Source organism: Psychrobacter sp. K31L (assembly GCF_017942195.1).
GTDB lineage: Bacteria > Pseudomonadota > Gammaproteobacteria > Pseudomonadales > Moraxellaceae > Psychrobacter > Psychrobacter glaciei.
Genome location: NZ_JAGKSC010000003.1, coordinates 129,341 through 153,896, shown reverse-complemented (window position 1 = coordinate 153,896; position 24,556 = coordinate 129,341). Strand labels below are relative to the sequence as shown.

Sequence of the window (24,556 nt, the reverse complement as noted above, 5' to 3'; positions counted from 1 at the left end):
ATATATAAGGATTATAGATTTTAAATTACCAATCATAAAAAGCTTGATGTTTTGTTTATTTAAATCTTTATTAACGCTTGTGTTTATCATTGCCAGTTAAAGTTAAACCTATAGAGTACGCCCAACCAATCAAGCTTGCGTCAATTTTATTGCTACCTTTATATTACCTATAAATAATGTCATTGTCAGAGATCTTTCAAAAGAGGATGTAGTAAGAAATAAGAGAGCTGAGGTAACCTTGCTGAGACAATACAATTTTTTGCGTGACTATCAAGAAATATAAGCCATCGCATGACGTATGCTATCAATAAGTTAATGCAAAAATATCTAGTCAAGGTAGGCGTTCTCAAGTACCATAATTGAATTTTGTGGTAATGCTCGTTTTGTGCAACGCTGAGCAATTTTTATCAATCCTTTTTGGCGACAGCTGATAGCGGATTTTTGTTATAAATGATTGATAAAAATTGTGCGCAGTTGTGTTTTTTGTCTCAAGTTTCGGTGAGTTATTATGTCTGCTGTTAAATCTGTGCCACCCAATCAGGCACTTGTCAAAAAATCCTGGGGAGAGGCTGCTAAAGCTTATCTGGATCCCCGTGTCATTATTATGTTGTTTTTGGGTTTTTCAGCGGGTATTCCGATATTGCTTATTTTTTCAAGCTTATCATTATGGCTTCGAGAAGCAGGCATTGACCGAAATGTTGTGACCATGTTTAGTTGGGCAGCATTGGGTTATTCGTTCAAGTTTATTTGGGCACCATTGATTGATGCGCTCCCTGTGCCGTTTTTGACAAAATGGCTTGGGCGTCGCCGCAGCTGGATGGTCGTGTCGCAGCTACTCATTGTGTTGGCGATCATTTTGATGGCAAAAGTGAACCCTGTCAGTGAGGATGTACTGGTCTATATGGCAGGCGCTGCCGTGCTGCTTGGCTTCTCTTCTGCCACACAAGATATCGTGATTGATGCTTATCGTATCGAGCTGGCACCGCCCTCTATGCAGTCTATTTTGTCTTCTATCTATGTGTCAGGCTATCGTATCGGTATGATCGTGGCTGGGGCGGGCGCTTTGTATTTGGCGGATTATTTCGGCTCAAATGAGACTTTTTATAGTTATGAGGCATGGCGTAATACTTACTATATCATGGCAGGAGTCATGACATTAGGGGTGCTAACGACGTTTGCCAGCTATGAGCCAACCGCTGAGACGGTACAAACCCAAAAGCAAAAAAGCAATTTAAAAATATTCCTTGTGTACTCTGGTTTACTGCTCGTACCGGGTTTGCTGTTTGGTGTTATCTACCTGATCAATATTTTGATCAATACAGTGTTTGATAGCACGGTGGCGTTGATACCACTAATGCTGATGCCAGCTATTAAGTTTTACTTTTTGGCATTGGTCGCGTGCGCACCGTTGTTGCTACTTTACTTCATTATTAACCAGCCCAAAATCATTAATAAAGCGTCATTGGTCGCTGAAACTCGTGAAGACTACGTCAGATTAGTAGCATTGTTTGTGTTTTCAGTGATTGCGTTTATCGCCGCTTATATAGTGATGGGACAAGTCCTGCCAGTGTTTGAAGGGGCGTTTGTCAGCTTCCTTGTAGAAACCTTGCATCTGCTCGTGAGCTTAGGTGCGGCGATGGTGGCAGGCTATGTATTGGTACAAGTGGGTCTGGTCAAAAAAGAAGTGGCCATGGCAACTTGGGTTGAGCCAATTTTAGATTTCTTTCGCCGTTATGGCAAAAAAGCGCTATTACTATTATTATTGATTGGTCTATACCGCATCTCAGATATCGTGGCAGGGGTTATCTCAAACGTCTTTTATCAAGATATGGGCTTTAGCAAAACAGACATCGCCAATGCCGTAAAACTGGTCGGTGTGATCATGGCGATTGCAGGTGGTTTTTTAGGCGGGCTATTGGCTCAGCGTTTCCGTATGATGCATGCCATGATGATTGGCGCGATTTTAGCCTGTGCGACCAACTTACTGTTTGTGCTATTGACGTACAATCCAGGCAGTTTGCCATTCATGTATTTGGCGGTGATTTTTGATAACTTGGCAGCGGGCCTTGCAAGCGCCGTATTTATTGCCTTCTTATCGGCATTGACATCCATTCGTTTTACCGCGGTACAGTATGCAATTTTTTCCTCACTCATGACCCTGATACCCAAAGTGATGGGCGGCTATTCGGGTGCCATCGTCGATAATATGGGTTATCCATTTTTCTTTATCTTTACCTTTGCGATTGGTATTCCAATCTTGGTGTTGATTTACTTTGTCGATAAACATATCGTCATTGGTGACAACGATGATATTTATGGCGATGACAATAATGATGAAAACAGTGGCAATGGTATAGGTGATAAGCTGAGCAAAACCAATCCTAACCTGACCGACACCAAAGAATTACCGCGCGCGTCAGAGTAAGCTAAGCAGTATTTTCGTCCACCATATTTTAAGAGTTATCTATGACCGTATCGACCATTCGTAACATCAAGCAGCACATACAGCAATTGACGAATGATGAGTCAAATAATCAGCTACCGTCGTTTTGGTTTACGGATTGGCTACTGTATGTCATTGATAAGCCTGCGATAGCGTTGATGATGGATGAAGATTATCAGCTAACTGATAGAGAGATGTCGCAGTTCAATGCTGGTGTGGTGAAAATGCAGCAAGGCATACCGCTTGCGTACTTGACTGGACAGCAGGAGTTTTGGTCGCTTAACTTTAAGGTGAACGAGCATACTTTGATTCCTAGGCCTGATACCGAAGTATTGGTCGAGCAGGTATTAAACTGGATAAACGCTCAGCCAACGCAACTCGATAATAAGCGATTGCTAGACTTGGGGACAGGTTCAGGTTGTATTGCGATCAGTCTCGCTCATGAGTTAAAGCACGCTAATTCGCAAGTTGTGGCAGTTGATTTATCGTCAGAGGCGCTTAAAGTGGCTCAGCATAATGCCGTGAGCAATAATGTTTCCAATGTTGAATTTATTCAAAGCAGTTGGTATCAGGCACTGCCTATTTTCGATGAGCCACAGTTTAATATCATCGTGTCAAACCCTCCTTATATTGACGAGACAGACGAGCATTTGGCCCATCTAACAGCTGAACCGATCAGCGCATTAAGTGCGCCCAATCAAGGTCTGGCTGATATCGAGCATATTGTCTCCCATGCCACGACATACCTATGCGCAGGTGGATTATTGGCTATCGAGCATGGATATGATCAAGGTGATGCTGTTCGACAGTTGTTTTTGGATAGTGGGTTTGAGTCAGTACATACCGTAAAAGACTATGGTGGTAATGATCGCGTCACGCTAGGGCAAGTTCAGTAGACAGGTTTTTTATTAGTAAACTTATTTGATTATAGGCTTTGAATGACTATGGTAGAAGCGCTGGTACAGCTATCAGATGACGAGCTGCTCCGTTATGCACGGCAGGTATTATTAAATGGTTGGGATATGGATGCTCAGCTGCGACTCAAGTCAGCACGCGTGGTGATGATAGGGGCAGGCGGTCTAGGCTGCCCTGCGTCTGAGACATTGGTACGTGCTGGAGTAGGCCATGTCCATCTGATCGATGATGATGAAATTGAGGCAAGCAACTTACAACGCCAGACGCTGTTTTTACCTGACGATATCGGTAAGCCCAAAGCACTGACCGCAGCAGCCATGTTAGAGCGCATCAATCCTTTGATAAAGACTCGCGGCACAGTGGCGCGGTTAGATGAAGACAATGCCTATGAATTGCTCGATATAGCCTCTGGTAAGCCTGACTTGCTACTGGACTGTACGGATAATTTTGCCACGCGTGATATTATCAATCGTATCAGCGTGCGCTATCAGATTCCGCTGTTATCCGCCTCAGCGATTGCGATGCAAGGTCAGCTAGCACTGTTTGAGCCACATTTGGACACTGGCTGCTATCACTGCGTATTTGGCTCAGTAGTGCTCGACGAAGCCGCTGAAGAACGTACATGTGCTAATTCTGGTGTGCTTGCGAGTACCACTGCTGTCATGGGCAATTTGCAAGCCAATGCCGCGTTGCAATATTTGGGATTAACCAAAAATCCACTGACAAACAAGCTGCTCATATGGGATGGTAGTCAGATGCAGCAGCGGCTGATGGGATATCGTCAAGATCCACAATGTCCTGTTTGTAGCAGTCATTAGCAATGGCTCGATATTTAGCTTTTGTAATCATCTATCCCCAAATATCCCTTTTATTACCATAGTTGTTTCTTATGAAAATTCATCGTCCGCATTTAATAAAGCATACTTTTAATGTTGTTAATCGTGTTCGCCAAACAGCTAGCGTGGCAGGTTTATCTGCGCTGAGAGTGGCAAAAGGTGAAAAACCTGACGCCATGCTACTCAAAGAAACCTTTGAGCAGTTGGGTACGACTTATATCAAAATTGGCCAGTTTATTGCCAGTACGCCGTCGCTGTTTCCACGCGATTATGTGAAGGCATTCCAGAGTTGTTTGGATCAGACGACGCCATTGTCTTTTGCGTATATTGAACAGGTGCTCACAGAAGAGCTGGCGATTGATGGCATGACGCTTGATGATAAGTTTGCCCATATCGACCCAAAGCCACTAGCGTCAGCCTCTATTGCCCAAGTCCATGCAGCGCGTTTGCACAATGGTGATGAGGTTGTGCTAAAGGTGCAAAAGCCGGGCGTCGAGACCATCATGCAGACGGATTTGGGCGTATTGCATGGCGTCACTAAGTTAGTTGAGCTACTCATGCCATCGATGAAGTTTGCGAGTATTGCACCTATTATCGATGAGATTCGTTTGCGAATGCTTGCTGAGACGGACTTTATTGCCGAGGCACAAAACATCCGTGATTTTCAGCAGTTCTTAGCAGTATCAGGTAACACTCGCGTGGTCGCGCCCAAAGTATATGAAGCGCTGACCACCAAGCGCGTACTAACCATGAGCCGCTTATACGGCGTCTCTATGGTCGATGAGTCGCTCATGCGCCAATACTGCGCTGATCCTGCGCAAGTTATGGCAGATACGTTAAACACATGGTTTGCCAGCCTCATGCTGTGCAATAGTTTCCATGCTGATCTGCATGCGGGCAATTTGATGCTGCTGACTGATGGCCGTATTGGTTTCTTGGACTTTGGGATTGTCGGTAAGCTTAAAGCCGAAAGCTGGCGGGCTTGTATGGGCATGATGCAAGCCATGCAGGACAGTGACTATCAATCAATGGCACGCCATATGATTGATATGGAGATGACGCATGGTGGTAATAAAGTCGATGTGGTGGCATTGGGCAATGATTTGCAGCGTATGATGAAAACCATCATGGCGGAGGACAAAGCCTTTACCAGCGGTGTGCCTTTTAACAGCAAAGAGCAAGCCGATGAGATGAATAAAATGATGCTAGAAATCGTAGAAGTCGGTAAGCGTCATGGTATCCATTTTCCACGTGATTTTGCCTTATTGACCAAGCAGATGCTCTATTTTGACCGTTTTATGCGTACGCTTGCACCTGATATGGATATGTTTAGTGATCAACGTGTGCAAATGCTGGGACATACAGAGACAGATGCAACCATGCCACCAGCACTAAATGTATCGTAAGTTTTTATTGTATGTTTCATTATTAACTTATCGCTGCTTTTGAATGCTTTAACACAAAGGATTGTGTGCTAATGGTCGCAAAAATAGCTCTGTCATGATGACGGCTTTTAAAAACCGTATTTTCCCTACGATTACCAACGAAGCTGCCATTGCCTGTATCGGTCTTTACTGCATGGCAGTGGTTATGGGCTATGGACGTTTTCTCTTTACCGCCACCTTACCTGATATTATGGTGCAGTTATCGTTATCGACGACGATTGCAGGCTGGTTGGCTTCAATCAATTATATTGGATACTTTATCGGCGCGCTCATTGCCATGTTCGTACCTCAGCGCGCTACATGGCAGGTCATGACGCTTTGGGTCATGGTCAGTATCGTCACAACGATGCTGCTGGTTGTACCGTCTATGTCGTTAAATTTATGGTATATCATTCGCTTGCTGGCAGGCATTGCAAGCGGTGTGGCAATGATTTTAAGCTCTTCGTTTGTGATTCAAAATCTCAGTCCTGAGCGTCGCTCTGTACTTTCGGCAGTACATTATGCAGGTATTGGTGTTGGCATTAGCGCCTCCGCCATACTGACGTGGTGGCTGTTAATATTGGGTTATCATTTTGATGTGATTTGGCTAGTAGCAGGTCTTACTAGTCTGCCGCTTTTGTGGCTGCTCTATGCTATAAAACCAAGACAGTCACAGCATACTGAATCTCAGCACATTCGCGCTAAACACCACATATCGGTGCATCAAACCTATTTAAATTTTAAGCATTCCTTATACGAAGCCGTTGCTGGTCGCCATAAAGCCCTTGCGCTACTTTCTGTGAGCTATGTACTTGCTGGGTTTGGTTATATCAGTTCTGCGACTTTTTTGCCAGTGATGGCAGCGCAGCGGTTAACAGCGCAAACTTATGCTGGACTATTGATTTGGCTGGTTGTTGGTATTTTTGCCATGTTATCAAACCCCTTGTGGGGAGCACTTGCCAAGCGAATTGGGGAAACCAAAACCTTGATGGGTTTGACGGTATTGCAAGCATTTGGTATGTGCTTGCCCATATGGTTCGACGGTGCGCTTGGCTTGTATGGTAATGCCGCTATCTTAGGGCTAACTTTCGTTGGTATGGTATCGATGACACTCACTTTGTTTAAAAATATCAATCCTGCCTATTCTAATTTGCTGATCGCATTGGCAACACTGGCTTATGCATTGGGGCAGTTTTTAGGGCCATTGGTGACTGTGGCCTTGGCAGGGCAGGACGACAATTTTAATGCAGGGTTGCTCGTTGCTGCTATTGGACTTATTATTGGATTAATATTGCTGATATTGTTCCACCGACAGTCACCCACAAGTGCTTAAACCCTTTACACCACGCTGCGGCTAAACACTTCTCGTAGCTCAAAACTGGTATGCACTTGCGCCACGCCTTCGATACGATTGAGCCGGTGTAATAAAAACTCCTCGTAATGCGCCATATCGCGCACTCTCACTTTAATAAGATAGTCTTCTGTGCGCCCTGTGACGATGCTACAGCTGATCACTTCCTCAAAACTCTGGACCTTGCGCTCAAACTGCTCGAAACGCTCAGCCGTATGACGATCCATACTGACTGCGATAAATACGGCGAGCGGGTAGCCAAGTTTTTGCGCATCTGTTTTGGTATGATAGCCAGTGATGACGCCAGTATCTTCTAAGCGTTTGATGCGGCGGGCACAAGGGGTCGCAGATAAATTAACACGTTCGGCAAGCTCGGTGATACTCGTTCGGGCTTCAGTCTGTAATAAACACAATAAACGTCTATCGGTCTCATCAATATCAGTCAATATGGGACTATCAGAATGACTACTAGGCATGGAATAGTTACTCGCTAGTGAAATAATCTAATTATATCTACAAAAACGCTTTATTTCACTAAATAAAATCTAATTATAGTGTAATAAAGCAGGTTTCTCTCTCATAAACTTTGCTATTATTAGAGTATAAGTTTTAGTTATCTCGTATGCTCAATACTGATCTAATCAGCAGCCTTATTCGCTAAAATATAAATTTCATATTACCTAAGGATTGATTATGTCTGACCAAGCCACACGCACTTTAGCCACGCCGACTGCCAAAAAGACACCAAAAAGTGCCGCTTTTGACTATCAAAAATATCGTCCATTTGCGTTTGCGCCCTCATTACCAGATCGCAGATGGCCAAGCAAAATGATTGAGAAATCACCAATATGGGCAAGTGTCGATCTGCGTGATGGTAATCAGGCTTTGATCGATCCGATGACTATTGAACAAAAAATGCGCTTTTTTGAAACTTTAGTCGATGTAGGGTTTAAAGAAATCGAGATTGGTTTCCCATCAGCGGCGCAAGTTGAGTTTGATTTTGCCCGCAAACTTATTGAAGAAAACCATGTGCCTAATGATGTGACGTTGCAGGTCTTGGTACAGGCACGTGAACATTTAATTGCCCGTACGTTTGAATCATTAAAAGGCGCAAAACGTGCTGTCGTCCATGTCTATAATTCAACCAGCCGTGTCCAACGTGAAAAAGTCTATGGCAAAGACAAAGCTGAGATTAAAGAAATTGCTATCGTAGGTGCCAAGCTATTGAAAGAATATGCGGCAAAATACCCTGAAACAGAATGGGTGTTTCAATACTCGCCTGAAAGCTTTAGCCAGACAGAGACTGAGTATGCGGTAGAAGTCTGCGATGCGGTTTGTGAAGTTTGGCAGCCGCAGAATGGTCAAGAAGTAATTTTTAATTTACCGGCGACCGTTGAAGCATCTATGCCCAATGTCTTTGCCGATCAAGTTGAGTATTTCTGTCGCCATCTTGCTATGCGCGAGCATGTGATCGTCAGTTTGCATACGCACAATGACCGTGGCTGTGCCGTTGCCGCTGCTGAGCTAGGGGTGCTTGCGGGTGCAGATCGTATTGAAGGCACGTTGCTTGGTAATGGTGAGCGTACCGGTAATATGGATATTATGGTCATGGCGATGAACTTATTTAGCCAAGGTATTGATCCTGATCTTGATTTTAGCAATATGAGTGAAATCGTTCAAGTGGTCAGCGAATGCAATAACTTGCCGCTGCATCCACGTCATCCTTATGTTGGTGAATTGGTCTTTACTGCCTTCAGTGGCTCACATCAAGATGCCATAAAAAAATCTCTCGATTATAATGAGCAACATACAGACCAAACCGATAACGTTTGGGATGTGGCATATCTACCTATTGATCCGGCACACATTGGTCGCAGTTACCAAGATGTGGTACGTATCAACAGCCAGTCTGGCAAAGGTGGGGTCGCTTATATCTTGCAACGCAATTATGGCTTTAACTTGCCACGTTGGATGCAAATTGACTTTAGCCGCGTGGTTCAGCAGCAAGCCGAAACAGTGGCGCGCGAATTACAAAATGATGAAATCTTACAGACCTTTGAGGACACCTATTTACGTCAAGGCAGCTTTGAGCTACTAGACTACAGCGTGAACAATAAAGGTGGACAGGTTTATTTCAACGGTCAAGTACAGATGAATGGCGATACCATTACTATCGATGGCACGGGTAATGGTCCATTATCCTCATTTATCAATGGTCTTGCTCAGCATACTGGCAAGTCGCTACATATCATCAATTATGCTGAGCACGCGATCAATCCGCAGCACAATAGCGGTAATGGCATCGATGATGATAACAATCGTGATAACAAAACCAATGCCAATGCTGCCGCTTACATTCAATTGAATGTTGATGGCGAAGTTTACTCTGGTATTGGCACCTGTAGCAGCACGGTATCAGCGATGTTAAAAGGAGCATTATCCGCCTTTGCTCAAGCATTAAATACTACGGCTGCTTAATAGTTTAACAGTAGTACATAGCGCGCTAGTAGCGTTGATACTGCCCACGCATAACGTCATGGTTCTTTACGATTCGTCAGAGAGAACCATGGCGTTATTGTTTGAGTGGTTAAAACAGACACGTGTGATAAAATAATTAATAAGCTATTAGATTCCGTGTGTCATAAACCCAATAGCATAATGTTACTTGTGTTTTTGGTGTCTAAGACTTACGCTAATGTGCGTATTGCTCAATTATTATAAATAAAAAGGTTGATTATGGAACCGATATCATTTGCTTCATTTACATTGGCCTCTATTCTGGCTTCCTTGCCAGTGAATGGCGAAGTAGTTAGTAAGCCGACGATTACGACGCATATTAGTCCTGCCATTGCTGGACAATGGGAAATAGACTTAGACAGTAGTATGACCATGACTAAAGAGGCTGAGGCTAGGCAAGCGGCATTGGTAGACACGCCAGCAAGCAAAGGTGATGAGCCAAAAATAAATGCTGGTACAGACGGTGGGATTCTTACACAAAGCGAAGAGCGTGTTCTCAATATTCAGCCGAACACTCGCAATAATTTAATGGCGTCAGCGTTGGCTTCCAATCAATGCCGTGAGTTATATAACTTTGGTGCCGACAATGAAATGTGGGCTGTCAGTGGTGAAGAATGGACGTACGGTCGCTATCTGGTCACTCATCGCGAAGAAGGCTTACCTGTGATTGCCATTCGAACGGTATATGACAATAATGAAGTAGACTGCTCTGGTAATAAGATTGATCAAACTGATGAAGCGCTGATAGCGTTTTTGAACCATGATGGCAACCAAATGCAGTGGTGCGCTGACCCTGATGGCAGAGAATGCTTTATGAACTTCAACAGAGTATTGCCATAATGTTTGATACATTCTATTAATATTATTATCTATAAAGAAAATTAAATTTTATGTGAGCCCATTAAAAAACCCGCTATCTTAATAGATAGCGGGTTTTTTAATTCTATTTATCAGGTCTGTTTACCAAGTCTATTTATCAACGCTAAATGATGATTTTACTCATTATCGTTATACAAAAATAAAGTGGCAAACTAAGACTTTGATTTGGCTTTGTGTGCTGTTAATAATTCTCTTTCTAGATAGTGAATGTTTTGTGCTTCTTGTACAAAACTATCATCCGCTAATATCACGTCACGATGTAAAGGAATATTGGTTTTGATGCCCTCAATCACCAATTCATCAAGCGCATGTAGTGTCTTAGAGATGGCTTGCTGGCGAGTTTGACCGTGACAGATAAGCTTACCTATCAACGAATCATAATACGTCGGTATCTCATACCCAGGATACAAATGCGAATCGAATCGAACACCAGCACCACTTGGGGCAAACAACTGATTGACGGTACCAGGACATGGCATAAAGGTCGCTGGATCTTCAGCATTGATACGGCACTCAATCGCATGACCTTGAATTTCAATCTCGCTTTGACGGTAAGACAAGCCGTAACCTGCGGCAATTTTTAGCTGCTCAACGACGACGTCGATACCCGTAATCATCTCAGTAACGGGATGCTCTACCTGTACCCGAGTATTCATTTCAATAAAGAAAAATTCGTTGTTTTCAAATAAAAACTCAAACGTACCGGCACCGCGATACTTGACCAGCTCGCAAGCTTTGACGCATGCCCTTAAGATAGGCTCGCGCACATCATCAGGGATATCGGGCGCAGGGGCTTCTTCTAGGACTTTTTGATGACGACGTTGTAATGAGCAATCACGGTCATACAGATGAATCGCATTACCATTGCCATCGCCCAGTACTTGTACTTCGACATGACGTGGGTTTTGTAGATAGCGTTCCATATAGACGGTATCATCACCAAACCATAGCTCAGCTTCTTGTTTTGCTGCTTGCACTTGTCCGATGACCTCTTCGAAGCGCTCAACCACACGCATCCCACGACCACCACCACCAGACGCCGCCTTGATCAATAGGGGAAAACCAATGTTGCGTGCTTGTTCTTCCGCATTGTGCAAGGTCACCGCTCCAACAGAGCCGGGCACGGTAGGTACGCCTGCTTTTTTCATGGCATTAATAGCGGAGACTTTATTACCCATGAGTCGGATATGATCGGCATTAGGGCCAACGAAGGTTAGGCCTGCTTCTTCGACACGCTCAGCGAATTCGGCATTTTCAGACAAAAAACCATAACCGGGATGGATAGCATCAGCACCAGAGATTTCTGCTGCGGTTAAAATAGTATTGATATCAAGATAGCTTTGATTGGCATTTGGCTTGCCAATACAAATGGCCTCATCAACAAAACGCAGGTGCATCAAATTGGCGTCAGCCGTTGAGTAGACGCCTACAGTTTCGATTCCTAGCGCTTTACACGCACGAACGATGCGTAGTGCGATTTCACCTCTATTGGCGATGAGCAGTTTTTTTATCATGGGGTCATCCTTGTCGAAGCGGTAGTTAACGATTCACTCGCTATGCCAGTCATCGATTGCCATCATCAAATGTAATGGTGGGGCGCGATGAGCAATAACGAGATATCAATCATAACGAAGTAAAGTTTGGCGAATCTTATTACGCTTTATAGCGAATCATAGGCTGGCCAAACTGTACGACTTCAGAGTTATCTACCAAAATTTCGTCAACGACACCACTTTGAGTCGCTTCAAGAGGATTCATGATTTTCATGGCTTCGATAATGCCAAGCGTATCACCTGCTTGCACCTTTTGTCCGACTTTCACAAATGGTGGATCATTCGGGCTAGGCGCTGAATAATACACGCCAACCATTGGTGAGGTTTCAACGCTACCAGCTTTTATGGCCGGTTTTGTGTCAGCAGCAGCAGTCGCTACTCCAGCAGCAGGCGCAGCCATCATCGTTGGTACTGGCGTGTCATAATGCCTTGTCAGACTAATATGCTCATCATCCGAACTGATTTCTAAATTGACCAGTTCACTTTCTTCCATGAGGGCGATTAGGGTACGTATTTTTTCAATATCCATAGTTTTTATAATGCCTTGTACTAAATTCAAGAAATAGTGTAACGAAATATTGTCTAAGTAATTGCTAATGATACCTAGATTCATGGCAATGAGCAATCAATGTACAGTTGTTAACTGAGAAATTTTACATATTTTGACGTAAGCTTTTCTTATGAGTAAGAAATCATCAGTGATTTATCATAGTCTATGTGGCCAAGTAGTGCCAGCATTGGTTACTAGACACTACGATTAGATAAGAATGATATAGTCGTCAATCCTATATAAGTTGGATACGGTGTCAGCCTTGCTTAGTCTACTCGTTGTAGTACTTTCGCTCGCCTTCCTTGTATCCAAATTATATTGAACCGACTATATTGAACCGACTATAGCAACTTTAAGCCCAAAGTATCCTGAGGCGCTTTTGTTGATAGCGTAGACGCAAGGTGAGAAGGATAGAGGATAAAAACAAACCCGTGATCAATGCCATCCAAAACCCTTGCGCGCCCACATCCGTGAAACGCACCAAATAGATGCCAAGTGGCAAGGCAACCAACCAATAGCAAAATAGCGTCACCCACATCGGTATCGTGGTGTCTTGCATACCGCGCAGTATCCCCGCAATGTTGACCTGCCAGCCATCAAATAGTTGGTAAGCAAGGGCAAAGATTAGGAGGTGCATGGCTTGCGCTCTGACTTCTACATTGTCCGTGAACGCGGCTGCCAGTTGTGGGCGGAACAGCCAGATTCCAAGCATACAAACAATGGCAATTAGCACGGTCCAGATAAGTCCAGTCGCTTGTACATGGCGCAGCGCCAGCAGGTTCTTTTCACCAAAGCGATTGGACACCATAATGGTCAGTGCCATGGCAACCGAGATGGGTATCATAAACAGCTGCGATGTCACCGCCAGCGCCACTTGATGCGAGGCAGTTGCCAGCTCACCCAATGGACTGATGACCAGTGCTCCCAAGCTAAATAGACTGGCCTCAAAGAAGATTGAGATGCCAATCGGGATGCCAAGCTTGAGCAGTTTTTTTATCTGTGTGCGATTGGGTCTGGCAAAACTATAAAAGAAGCGCGTGCTGGCAAATTGCTGGCGCTTAGTAAAGCTGGTATAAGCGACGAGCAATAAGACGTTTATCCATAATACTAATGCCGTTGCGACCCCGCAGCCAGCGCCGCCCATTTCTGGCATGCCAAACAGACCATGGATAAAGATATAGTTGAGTGGGATATCTGCGATCAGGCCAATGATACTAATCACTGTCACCGGCTCAGGTCGCCCAAGCGCCTCGCAATAACTGCGTAGGACGGCATAGACCGCCAGTGCAGGAAAACCAAACGACACCCCATGTAAATACTGTGACGCTATCGGTTGGATATTTTCGGGGACGCCCATGATACCAAGGACATTGGGTGCAAGATTGACAATAATAAACCCAAGAATCCCAATCACACCCGCTGTCCATAAGGATTGCTGAGTGATATGTGGTACTTGGTTGTGTTTATTCTGTCCTATAGCTTCCCCAATGAGAGGGGTGGTGGCGATTAAAATACCCGTGGCTAATAAGAACAGTGGCAGCCAAATACCAGAGCCAACAGCGACCGCTGCCAAGTCGAGGGCAGAAACTTGACCTGCCATGATAGCATCGACGACACCCAGTGCTGCTTGGCAAAACTGAGTAATCAAGATGGGTAAGGCGAGCACGCCCAAACGTAAACTGTAGCTTTTGAAATCGGTAAAGGATATTGGCAAAGCCATAATTAGCAACTTTTCATAATTCGCGGTGGTTAGTGTTGATAGACAAATACTGTCATCGACCACTCAATAGCGAGACAGCAACAGTGGCGTTGTACTGACAATAAATAAGACAAGCAATTCGATAAGTAAAGACACTTAAATAAAAATAACCCGTCAATCCAAGTGATAGATTGACAGGTCATAAGTAGATAAGATGGTAAAGAAGCCAGACTGGGATGTCAACGTTTTAGAAAGGTTTTATGGCGCTTAGTAACATCCATCACGTGGGTTAAACCTAGGGCGTGTCTTCAATTCACTCGATAGTCATCTGAACGGGCTAAAAATGGCTAAATCTTGCCAAACATCGTCAAATAGCTGGTTAATATCCCGATATTATCTGCACTATTTTTCTTGTTTGACGGCAATTTATCTCATTTTTATCACCATTTTTGAAATGAAGACACGCCCTAGGCTTCTACAAGAAAGTCTATTATATGGCCAAAATTTATCGGGATTCTGGCAAATCTTGTACCACTGCTTGATAGCCGATCAAGTTGTTATTAGCATCGAACGCTTGCACTACGATAGCGTAGTTGGTCGAGCTGTTTGGAATCACCGGTGTAAACTGTGTCTCAAGGTTGCTCAACACGAGGTTTTGGACGTAACCGTTAGCACCAGACTCGGCTTTATTAACATCAATTTGACTGACCAATACATGCTGAGTATTGATTGGATTCTGCCAAGTAACGGTTTTTTGGCTACCATTGCCCGTCACATCGAGGTTCATCTTGCCAAGGTCGTAATCGAGCGCGTAAGTGGTAAAGTTAGAGCGATCGCTTAGGGTATAGGTCACCTTGCAATTGTCTTCACCGCTGGACAGTTTTTGCCCGCCTAAGCCGTCTAGGTATTCAAAACTGCCTTTCCACGGTGAGCCAGCTTGTTTTTCCTCAAAGCTCCCTGCAAAAGTGGTGAGCAAGTTTGGCGTCTCTAACCCTAAGTCACTGACATATTTGACATCCAAAAACTCTAACGTATCGAGGCTACCCGTGACTTTCCCAGCGATATAGTTATCGATTTTGAGCGCTGAGTTTATGCCCAAAGCATTGTTTTCTTGGCAAGCTTGCTGCTGATAACTAAAGCTACCATCGACGCTACCCGCACCTTGATTACTGATGTCGAAGTAGACCGCACCGATATCGATGTCATTACTATCACCGTCGTTTAGCTCGACGAAGTGTCCGACATATAGACCACCGCGTCCGCCTTCTGGAGTGAGCTTGTCTAAGAAGTTGTCAAATGATTCCTCTGGTAAAAATACAGATTCTAAAATCTCTGCCATACTCTTTTCGTCATCGGTCAGCTTATCTTCGGCCTCTTTATACTTTTCTTTGACCTTGTCTTCTATACGATCGTATTCATCTTTAACCTGATCTTCTACACGGTCATACTCTTCTTTGATCTTATCGCTATCACTGCCGCAAGCACTCAGCGTTAGGCCGAGCATACTAACGGTTAATAAAGACAATACTAGTTTGGGTGCGCTCATAAACGAGTCCTGATGATTAAAATATGACGGTTACAAAAAGGTAGAATATTGCTGTTGGGTATATAGTTTTTTATTTGGGCTGATAAATATAGCAAAATTTAAAAGGCAAACGCATGAATAAGTGTTAATTGATGTCATAGAAAACATACGCAATGGTTACAGTGCAAGATTGTTATTGGCGGATATCAAATCAAGCGTTTCTGCCATATCGATGATAGCCTGCCAGTGTTTGGGTTCTAGAGGAATAACGGTTAACTGCTGACAGCCTTTCCTAAGCAGCAATGAGTCCTCAAGTGCGGGCAAAAACTTGAGCTCTAATAATGGTAAGACCTCTATAAATGCCTGCTCAAAGGTGACATCTACCATGTACCATCGTGGCTCATCTTCGGTGGCGATAGGGTCGTAGTGACGATGTTCGGGATGAAACTGGGTGGGGTCGGGATAGCCTGCTTGACTGACGGTCATAATGCCAGCAACGCCAGAGGGTTTGGCGCTAGAGTGATAAAAGAATACCTTGTCACCGACTTGCATGTGATCGCGCATAAAATTACGGGCACGATAGTTGCGCACGCCATCCCAACCTTCTGTGCCTAAACGCTGCAAGTCCTGAATACTAAAAAACTTTGGGTTTGATTTCATAAGCCAATAGGCCATATCTGGTATTCCTTTATTGGTATAGTCAGTTCAGAATAAAATCGATATATTGCCAGTTAGGTGTGACTGGTATAAATTTTCCTTGCTTGCTGCTATTACAGAGGCGACGAAAAATTCATCCCAGTTACACTGTCTCTTTTTTAAAGTGAATCTACTATAGCGGTGGTTTATTAACGACCAATTTCTGTGAGTAATGGCTATATTGCCTGTCAGATGCCAGTATTAACATAGATTTTGTGAGTGGTTTTGTGAGTTATTTTGTTGTCACGATGCTTTTCATTGAGGCCTCTAACCGTTATCCTAGCGATACTTTTTATAGCTATAGTCAATCCTACATACTAAATAAGACTAATGCCTTCGATTTTACCAATAGCGATGCTCATATGACTGATATAAACGTGATGAATATTCCGTTAGCACTCTACATTCACATTCCATGGTGTGTGAAGAAGTGCCCTTATTGCGACTTTAATTCGCATGAGCTGCCAGTAGACAGTCAGCTATCGATGTATGACGAATACGTCGATGCTTTGTTATTGGATGCTCAAATGCAGCAGTCGTTGACTCAAGGGCGTGAAATTGGCTCGATATTTATTGGCGGTGGGACACCATCACTACTGCCGATTGCGCAGTATCAGCGTTTATTTGCGGGCTTGCGTGCGTGTTTTATATTCGCAGATGACATTGAGGTTACGATGGAGGCCAATCCGGGTACGCTTGAACACGCGCCATTTGCTCAATATCTGGATGTCGGTATCAATCGCTTGTCAATTGGTGTGCAAAGCTTCGCTGCGGATAAGCTCAAAACCCTCGGGCGCATACACGATCCCAAGCAAGCATTATCAGCGATTAAGGCGGCACGGAGTGCTGGGTTTGAGCGCGTCAATGTCGACTTGATGCATGGCTTGCCGCAGCAAAGCTTGACTGAAGCACTTAGTGATATTCAAACCGCGCATAATGCTGGCGCGACCCATATCTCTTGGTATCAGCTAACGATTGAGCCTAACACGGTGTTTTATCGCAGTCAGCCCATTTTGCCAGATGAGGATAGCCTCGCTGATATTGAGCAAGCCGGTCAGGCATTGCTACAGCAATTGGGCTATGACAATTATGAAGTGTCGGCATGGTCTGGTGCTTCCGATAAGCCGTGCCGCCACAATGTCAATTACTGGCAGTTTGGTGATTATTTGGCGATTGGCGCGGGTGCTCACGGCAAGGTGACTGTAAAAAAACATGAAGGTCAAGGTAGTGAGTTAGTAGCAAAATCAGGTATTTATCGTTTTAGTAAGTCACGTTTACCCAAGGATTATGTCGACTATCAAGATATAACTGAGACATCTCATGACAGCCAACATTTCCCAAAAATGATTGGTTGGCAACAGATTGCTAGTGACGAATTGGTGAGCGAGTTTATGCTAAATGCACTACGTCTGCACGATGGTGTGTCGTGGGCACTGTTTGAGGATCGAACAGGACTTTGCTATGACAGTGTCGCTGGGCAAGTAGATAAGCTAGTCAAGCAGGGGTTACTCGTAGATGATCGTCAGCAGCTAAAGCCAACAGTATTAGGCAGCAGGTATCTAAACCAAATATTAAGAGCGTTCTTATAACAGGACTTTGCTCGTTTTAAAGATGCTGCAAAATGATTGCTCAACAAGATAAAATATGGAAACAAAAAAAGGCTTACCAAATAAATGGTAAGCCTTTTAAAAACAAGTCTAATGAATTAATAATTAGATTTTGTTTTGAACTTCTTGAGCACTACCAGTTACAGCATCACCGGCGCCAGATACGTCTTGACCTAGACCTTTAAAAGTGTTGCAACCAGTCAATACAAACATAGCCGTCAAAGATGCAATGATTAATTTTTTCATAATAATTCCTCAAAATAAATGGGTAGTTATAAGTAACAGCAGCGACGCTAAGCAAATTGCTTAAGCCTAACTGAAGGATTACAGGATACGATAACAATGTGTATATATTATCTCGCAATCCAGTAGAGCCATAATAAAGAAAGTTAAAATATATGCCCAGTATCAAAATGTAATTTTTGCCAGTAAACTGTAACTTTTAATTACGCTTGATATATATTCTATTCAAGATAACTTTCATATAAAGACAATGAGCGAAGCTACTAACAATAGTAGACTAAGCCAGCCTGACACCAAGTTCTATTTATATAAAATTTGCTAGAGAATTAAAATAATGATATTCAGACAATTGATGGAGTGACAATGACTATTCATATCGTGCTGGTAGCACCAAAAATGCCCAGTAATACTGGCAATATTATTCGTTTATGTGCCAATAGTGGGGCGCAGTTGCATTTGGTGAAGCCTTTAGGGTTTGAGCTGGACGACAAGAAGCTACGCCGTGCAGGATTGGATTACCATGAGTATGCCCACCTGCAGGTACATGACGATTGGGCAGCTGCTAGGCAAGCGCTCATAGCATCTGACTGTCATGTCATCACAGCATTGACTACCAAGCTGAGCAAGCCATTTTATGATTATAATTTTAGTGGGCAGGCCACTGATGGTGATGATGGTGAAAAAAATGCGTTGCCCCCCAATATTGCTTTAGTATTCGGCTCTGAGACGGCAGGACTGGCGGATGATATTCGTGAAAGTATTGGTGCCGATCATTGGTTACGCTTGCCCATGCTGGCAGATTCACGCAGTTTGAATCTGTCCAATAGTGTGGCGATATGCTTATATGAGATATGGCGTCAGCAGGGTTTTGTAGGTGATGAAGGTCGTAGTGTTGGTTATGACACTCTGACAGTATATGACCCTAAATAGCGGTTGATATACTTATTGATTCTGATTGGAAGTCATGTTTTAAACGTCCAAATTCGGACAGAAATCAGTGTGACTCTATAAACAATTAGGAGGTTTGGGTAATCCAGCGAGACGATTGACGTGACGCGCGACCAATCCAGTATTAAATAATTGCTGCAACTTTTGATTGCTTATATCCTGCTCAGGCAAGGTTTTCTGTAGCCATTTAATGAGCGGACGCGTGGCAGGCGCATGATTGAATTTGACAAAAAAGGCGCGCACCTGTTGTAGAATTTCTAGATGTTCAGCAATCAAGTTGATATCCAGTGTATTTGCCAGCTGCTGCGCAATCGCAGGCGACCAAATAGTGTGATCACATAAATGACCGTCTTGATCTAAGGCGATATCGGTTGTCACCATCGTAGTAGGTATAGGTATAGGTATAGGTATAGGTATAGGCATAGTCATAAGGCAGTGGTCACCACTTTATCAAATTGGCTGTCTTGAGTCAGCTCGACCCATTCTTCATCCGTTAAAATACGGGTCAATTTGCTCTCTAAATTTAGCTTGCTAGTGGTGTTTTCCGTTAACTGCGCTATATCATCTGCTAATGCATAAATACCCGCAATGCCATCTATCTCACTGTCATTCAAATAAGCATTGAGCCAGTCAATAAAAGCGACAGTTGTGCCTAGTAGTAGAATACTGTCACCTGTGTGCCAAGCGCGTGATATCTCTTCTGTGCTGCGTCTGAGCTTGTCCATGCTGCTATGTAATTGATATAAAGTTGCCATAAAAGTATCCGATTACGTGCTTTGTTATTTTATAAGTCTAAATTCTGTAGCGATTTAAAAGGTCAGTATCTGCTCAAAGTCTTGTGAGTTGATGACCTCTGGCACTAGTGTAAGCTGTGATGCCAAATCTGTCGGCAACATACCGGTGAGCCAGCCACTAAAGACATCCTCAGGTAGCCAAGCGGCTGGCATATCATACAGCTCAAGTGATTGAATCATGCCATGCAGCCGCGAGTCAGATTGCATCAATAAACCAAAAACAGGGGCATCTAAGTACAGCTGGACGTCGTGTCCAAACGTTGCCAAGGTTAAAGCGAGGGCACAACCTTCATAACTTGCCATTTCTGTTGGTGTACGCAGCTGAATCAGTAATTTCATGATTTATTCCAAAAGTTGTTTGTCACAAGCAGTCGTCGTCAAAGCAGTCGCTGTTAATAATGCGCTGCTAGAATTGTATGAGGCGACAGTTGCTTTGCATCATCATTGCCAGCTCACTGAGTCCCACTAACGTAAACCCTTTTGCCAAATTGTCACCGTCAAGCCGATGGCGAGTGCCGTTTTCGCTATCACTAATCCCGCGACTGAGCGCAGTACTGACGCAGACGGGTAATGGCAATTGATATTGCTTAGCCAGATTTTTCCATTCTTGGGTCAGGTTAATTTGCTCAGCTGACTGCCAGCGCAATCGATTGGCTATATGAGCTGAGTCCCCATAAAAGAAGACATTGAGCAGTGGTTGTTCAGTGGTAGCATTATCGCTGCTGCCTGTACTATTAGTGTCATTGTCTTCAATATCATGACTATTGGCTGCGCTCTTTAGGTAAGCGCGTGCGTAACGTAACGCCAAGTGTGCCAATGGATGACTAGGGTCAGCAGTAATCAGTAATAATGGGGTAGTGGTCGTCATAAGGCGCAGTATCACATATTATAAATAAGAGTTTAAAAAGTACGGCCAAGTTGCTATAAATGCTTTTTATAAATTAATTTGAATGACATTATTATAGCGTCTACGTGCAAATTTGCGTGACAGAGAACAGAGTTTATACTGATAATGCGACATACAGCGGATCATACTGTCACATCTAAGGCGTGTCATCATTTAGATTGTGCGGCTTAAAATGAGGAAAATTGCAGCCAAACAAGGAAGAAATTGCCGTAAATATGAACATATTGACAAGGTTTCTGACGATGTTTGGCTAAATTTAGCCATTTTAAGACCACTAAATGTATCCATGTGCTAATTGATGACATGCCCTAATATCGTTATATCATAAAAGAGAGGTGAGTCGTCTCTATCAAAGATGTTTATGCTAACATAAAGCGCCGCAAACCAAATAGAATCACTGTTATTTAACGTGGTTTTATCTCAAGTGTAGGCACATTGAGTATTATTATTTGATGCTGTGACTGCCTCGTAAGAAAAAACAATAAACTTATGAGCTAGGTTCACGTAGTCTTACCATTCTATGTAAGGAGTTTTCGTCACTATGTTACCTGCTATGCCCTCACGTGTGAACAATGGTACAGATTATCAGCCTACCGTAGAACAACTTCAAGTCCTGCAAACGGCAAGTGAGTTTGCTTATCAGATTTGGGAAAGTCGGACCGTTTCATGTCAGACGTTTTTGCGTAGCTATCCTCTTGATCATACCTTAACACGCCAGCAAATTGATGATCTGATCCAAGATTACACGCTAGATGAAAATTACCAACTTGCTGATGAAGCCAAGGTCATGAGCGGGCTCCGAAACTTACGGATGCTGTTGATGATGCGCTGGATTTGGCAAGATGCCCTAGGCATGATTGCCCTTGAGCAATTAACCGATGAGTTATCTGAGTTTGCGGATGGTTGTATTTCATTTGCCAAGGAGTATACCTATCAGCACTTAGTTGCTAAGTATGGTGAACCAACCTTTGTCAATGAGCTAGGCAATGTGCAGATCGATGACATGGCAATCATGGCCATGGGTAAGCTTGGTGCTCATGAGTTAAATCTATCGAGCGATATTGACTTAATATTTGTGCATCAAGCGCGCGGTGAGACCAATGGTGACAAAGCGAAGGGCACTCGTAGCATAGACAACAAGCGTTTTATGACTCGGCTTGGTCAAGGGATTATTAAACTACTGGATAATAAAACGGCAGATGGTTTTGTCTTTCGGGTAGATATGCGCTTGCGCCCATGGGGTGATGGAAGTGATTTGGCCATCCATCTCTCAGCCTTACAGAAGTATTTTGCCTTGCATGGACGTGCTTGGGAGCGTTTTGCTTGGCTAAAAGCACGTGTGGTCGGGCAGATAGAGCCGCCATTTTATGATGAGATTCAGGCACTGATTAAACCGTTTGTCTTTCGTTATTATGTTGACTACAGTGCTTTTTCAGCACTCAGAGAAATGAAATCTCTGATTCAAAATCAAGTTGCACAGCGTGAAGACTTAGATAATATTAAGCTTGGCGCGGGCGGTATCAGAGACATTGAGTTTATTGTACAAGCTTTTCAGCTGATTTACGGTGGTCGGCATCCGCAACTACAGATCAAGCCTTGTCTACAAGCAATGCAAGTGTTGTGCGAACTTGGATATCTAGAGCAGTCAACGTACGCGCAGCTGCAAATGGCTTATCGCTTTTTGCGTCGGCTTGAACATGCTATTCAGGCGATCAATGATCAGCAGACTCAGCGTCTACCACATGATCCTTATTGGCAGCACAACCTAGCAGTCACGTTAGCGTTTGACGACTGGAATGCTTTGCTCAGCCAGCTCAATCATCATCGAGACAATGTCAATGTGCCATTTGAACGTATGGTCACTGAGCGCCAAGTACCTGATAATGAAGATACCGACCTAGAGCCAGAACATTTAGAAGAGCAGATTGCGCGCTTAGACGAAGTATTAACAAAAGGCAATCGTGAGTTATTACAGAAGTTTTGGCAGTCAAAAATGGTCGCTAACTTGAGTGATGAGGCCAGAGAGCGCTTGGATGATGCTTATCCTGTCATCGTACATGCGCTACTTGCCCATCAAGAACAGCAGCAGCTAGCCAATACTGCTTTGCCACGCTTGATTGCATTGCTAGAGGCTATTTGCCGCCGCTCTATATATTTGGTGATGATTGCAGAAAACCCCAATGCCACCATTGAGCTGATACCGATGCTATCAGCCAGTCCTTGGATCGCAAAAGAGCTGGCGCAGTATCCTGTGTTGTTGGATACCTTTTTGCAGCAGCGCTATCGCCATTTGCCAGATAAGCGTGAGCTGCGCGATATCCTGCGCCAACAGTTACTGCGCGTCGAGCCTAACGATGAAGAAGAGCTACTAAGCGTTTTGCGACTGTTCAAAAAGAACCAAGTATTGGCTGTCGCTGCTAGCGATGTATTGGCTGAACGTCCGATCATGAAAGTGTCGGACTCATTGACATATATTGCTGAAGTAGTACTAGAAGCAGCGTTAGAGCGCGCCTTTGCTGAGATCGTCAACCGTTATGGTTATCCCATTGGCCAAGATGGCGACCCGGTCACTGAAGCAGATTGCGGTTTTGCCATTATCGGTTATGGCAAGCTTGGCGGGTTAGAATTGTCGTATTCTTCAGATTTGGACTTGGTCTTCTTACATAAGATAAAAGAGCAGGGCATGACTACTGGCGAGAAGTCAGTGAGTGGGATGAAATTTGCCGCTCGTCTGGTACAAAAGCTAATGAATTATCTCAATACTCAAACCCGTGATGGCCGCGCTTATGAGATTGATATGCGCCTGCGACCTTCGGGGAATGCTGGCATGATGGTGGTATCTTGTCATGCGTTTGAAACCTATCAAATCGATAAAGCGTGGTCATGGGAGCATCAGGCGCTGGTACGTGCTCGCGCGATTTGCGGAGATAGACGAGTCACTGTACGCTTTTGTGATATTCGCCGAGATGTGTTGTCACTGCCACGGACACTGGATCAAGTACGTAATGAAGTCACCAGTATGCGTATCAAAATGCAAAAACACTTGGGCACCAATCAATGGCAGCAACAAGCCGGTAAGTTTCATCTTAAGCAAGATGCAGGCGGTATTGTCGATATTGAGTTCCTAGCGCAATTTGCGGTATTGGCTTATTCGCATGAATACCCAAGCTTGACTAAGTGGAGTGACAACGTGCGTATTTTTGAGGAAGTTGCATCACTTGGTATTTGGGAGGCGCAAGTCTGTCAAGATTTGACAGATGCCTACCTCAGGATACGTGCAGCCACTCACCAGCTTGCCTTGTCAGAGCAGTCACTACTCGTTGATGAGTCGCTATGGCAAGAGACGCGAGCGTTAGTACAAGCGCAGTGGCAACACCTTATGGGTGTAGAATCAGCAGAGCAAAAATAATAGTAACTTCTTTACTTATCGTCTACTCATAATAAGGCAATGTGCTCAAACTCAATATTTTAATATAAACAAGAGCCACCTAAGCACAAACTAAAACCTTGCATTTGCCAGCATGGCCAATGATATAATCGGTCGCACATCATCATAACACTGTCAGTCGTTCGTCATAATAATGCTGTGTTTTAAGCAATAAAAATTGACGCTGTAGTGTTATCATACGATGTTGATCGATACTATTAGGGTCTGTTGAACATTCAAAT

General features: G+C 43.9%; 21 protein-coding genes. 10 read left to right on the top strand and 11 right to left on the bottom strand.

Annotation, left to right across the window (positions count from 1 at the left end):
• Positions 1–508 precede the first annotated feature (508 nt).
• The 5 genes from J5X94_RS06180 to J5X94_RS06160 all read left to right on the top strand — a co-directional run bounded on the left by J5X94_RS06180 (position 509) and on the right by J5X94_RS06160 (position 6,951).
• On the top strand, positions 509–2,425 hold the full coding sequence (locus J5X94_RS06180; RefSeq protein WP_210540638.1) for an AmpG family muropeptide MFS transporter: 1,917 nt from the start codon (positions 509–511) through the stop codon (positions 2,423–2,425).
• Positions 2,426–2,466: 41 nt separating this feature from the next.
• A complete protein-coding gene (prmC, locus tag J5X94_RS06175) occupies positions 2,467–3,339 on the top strand; it encodes a peptide chain release factor N(5)-glutamine methyltransferase (RefSeq protein WP_210540637.1) in 873 nt (290 codons plus the stop codon).
• 48 nt (positions 3,340–3,387) lie between these two features.
• Complete coding sequence (locus tag J5X94_RS06170) at positions 3,388–4,176, top strand: HesA/MoeB/ThiF family protein (RefSeq protein ID WP_416346170.1); 789 nt, start codon at positions 3,388–3,390, stop codon at positions 4,174–4,176.
• 71 nt (positions 4,177–4,247) lie between these two features.
• Positions 4,248–5,600, top strand: a complete 1,353-nt coding sequence (locus tag J5X94_RS06165; RefSeq protein WP_210540635.1) for an ABC1 kinase family protein — start codon at positions 4,248–4,250, stop codon at positions 5,598–5,600.
• A 94-nt stretch (positions 5,601–5,694) separates the two neighbouring features.
• A complete protein-coding gene (locus J5X94_RS06160; RefSeq protein WP_210540634.1) occupies positions 5,695–6,951 on the top strand; it encodes a YbfB/YjiJ family MFS transporter in 1,257 nt (418 codons plus the stop codon).
• A gap of 5 nt (positions 6,952–6,956) precedes the next feature.
• On the opposite strand, the gene J5X94_RS06155 is transcribed toward J5X94_RS06160, so the two are convergent.
• The gene (locus J5X94_RS06155; protein WP_210540633.1) at positions 6,957–7,445 is read right to left on the bottom strand and encodes an Lrp/AsnC family transcriptional regulator; all 489 of its coding nucleotides are present in this window, start codon (positions 7,443–7,445) and stop codon (positions 6,957–6,959) included.
• A 217-nt stretch (positions 7,446–7,662) separates the two neighbouring features.
• On the opposite strand from J5X94_RS06155, the gene leuA reads away from it, so the two are divergent.
• A complete protein-coding gene (gene leuA, locus J5X94_RS06150) occupies positions 7,663–9,447 on the top strand; it encodes a 2-isopropylmalate synthase (protein ID WP_210540632.1) in 1,785 nt (594 codons plus the stop codon).
• 258 nt (positions 9,448–9,705) lie between these two features.
• Positions 9,706–10,326 (top strand): hypothetical protein, encoded by a 621-nt coding sequence (locus J5X94_RS06145; RefSeq protein ID WP_210540631.1) that lies wholly within the window; start codon positions 9,706–9,708, stop codon positions 10,324–10,326.
• Positions 10,327–10,517: 191 nt separating this feature from the next.
• Here the strand turns inward: J5X94_RS06145 and accC are convergent, their stop codons facing one another.
• The 5 genes from accC to J5X94_RS06120 all read right to left on the bottom strand — a co-directional run bounded on the left by accC (position 10,518) and on the right by J5X94_RS06120 (position 16,367).
• Positions 10,518–11,879: an acetyl-CoA carboxylase biotin carboxylase subunit gene (gene accC, locus J5X94_RS06140; protein WP_194619846.1), complete on the bottom strand. Its 1,362-nt coding sequence runs from the start codon at positions 11,877–11,879 to the stop codon at positions 10,518–10,520.
• A gap of 139 nt (positions 11,880–12,018) precedes the next feature.
• Positions 12,019–12,447: an acetyl-CoA carboxylase biotin carboxyl carrier protein gene (gene accB, locus J5X94_RS06135; RefSeq protein WP_210540630.1), complete on the bottom strand. Its 429-nt coding sequence runs from the start codon at positions 12,445–12,447 to the stop codon at positions 12,019–12,021.
• A gap of 373 nt (positions 12,448–12,820) precedes the next feature.
• A complete protein-coding gene (locus tag J5X94_RS06130) occupies positions 12,821–14,188 on the bottom strand; it encodes an MATE family efflux transporter (RefSeq protein WP_210540629.1) in 1,368 nt (455 codons plus the stop codon).
• Positions 14,189–14,672: 484 nt separating this feature from the next.
• On the bottom strand, positions 14,673–15,713 hold the full coding sequence (locus tag J5X94_RS06125) for a hypothetical protein (protein WP_210540628.1): 1,041 nt from the start codon (positions 15,711–15,713) through the stop codon (positions 14,673–14,675).
• 156 nt (positions 15,714–15,869) lie between these two features.
• Complete coding sequence (locus J5X94_RS06120; protein WP_189584944.1) at positions 15,870–16,367, bottom strand: EVE domain-containing protein; 498 nt, start codon at positions 16,365–16,367, stop codon at positions 15,870–15,872.
• Between the two features lie 383 nt (positions 16,368–16,750).
• Between J5X94_RS06120 and hemW the strand changes: the two genes are divergently transcribed.
• The gene (gene hemW, locus J5X94_RS06115) at positions 16,751–17,977 is read left to right on the top strand and encodes a radical SAM family heme chaperone HemW (protein ID WP_189584955.1); all 1,227 of its coding nucleotides are present in this window, start codon (positions 16,751–16,753) and stop codon (positions 17,975–17,977) included.
• A 123-nt stretch (positions 17,978–18,100) separates the two neighbouring features.
• On the opposite strand, the gene J5X94_RS06110 is transcribed toward hemW, so the two are convergent.
• Positions 18,101–18,241: an entericidin A/B family lipoprotein gene (locus tag J5X94_RS06110; RefSeq protein ID WP_189584958.1), complete on the bottom strand. Its 141-nt coding sequence runs from the start codon at positions 18,239–18,241 to the stop codon at positions 18,101–18,103.
• Between the two features lie 360 nt (positions 18,242–18,601).
• On the opposite strand from J5X94_RS06110, the gene J5X94_RS06105 reads away from it, so the two are divergent.
• On the top strand, positions 18,602–19,168 hold the full coding sequence (locus J5X94_RS06105) for a tRNA (cytidine(34)-2'-O)-methyltransferase (RefSeq protein ID WP_210540627.1): 567 nt from the start codon (positions 18,602–18,604) through the stop codon (positions 19,166–19,168).
• A gap of 75 nt (positions 19,169–19,243) precedes the next feature.
• Here J5X94_RS06105 and J5X94_RS06100 read toward each other — a convergent pair whose 3' ends face one another.
• The 4 genes from J5X94_RS06100 to tusD form a co-directional block, all read right to left on the bottom strand.
• On the bottom strand, positions 19,244–19,609 hold the full coding sequence (locus tag J5X94_RS06100) for a TusE/DsrC/DsvC family sulfur relay protein (protein ID WP_228293194.1): 366 nt from the start codon (positions 19,607–19,609) through the stop codon (positions 19,244–19,246).
• 2 nt (positions 19,610–19,611) lie between these two features.
• The gene (locus J5X94_RS06095; RefSeq protein ID WP_210540626.1) at positions 19,612–19,941 is read right to left on the bottom strand and encodes a hypothetical protein; all 330 of its coding nucleotides are present in this window, start codon (positions 19,939–19,941) and stop codon (positions 19,612–19,614) included.
• A gap of 54 nt (positions 19,942–19,995) precedes the next feature.
• Positions 19,996–20,319 carry a hypothetical protein gene (locus J5X94_RS06090; RefSeq protein ID WP_210540625.1) on the bottom strand — a complete coding sequence of 108 codons (324 nt, stop codon included), beginning with the start codon at positions 20,317–20,319 and terminating at the stop codon, positions 19,996–19,998.
• 67 nt (positions 20,320–20,386) lie between these two features.
• Positions 20,387–20,848 (bottom strand): sulfurtransferase complex subunit TusD, encoded by a 462-nt coding sequence (gene tusD / locus J5X94_RS06085; protein WP_210540624.1) that lies wholly within the window; start codon positions 20,846–20,848, stop codon positions 20,387–20,389.
• A 580-nt stretch (positions 20,849–21,428) separates the two neighbouring features.
• On the opposite strand from tusD, the gene glnE reads away from it, so the two are divergent.
• Positions 21,429–24,296: a bifunctional [glutamate--ammonia ligase]-adenylyl-L-tyrosine phosphorylase/[glutamate--ammonia-ligase] adenylyltransferase gene (gene glnE, locus J5X94_RS06080; protein WP_194619827.1), complete on the top strand. Its 2,868-nt coding sequence runs from the start codon at positions 21,429–21,431 to the stop codon at positions 24,294–24,296.
• Positions 24,297–24,556: the final 260 nt, after the last annotated feature.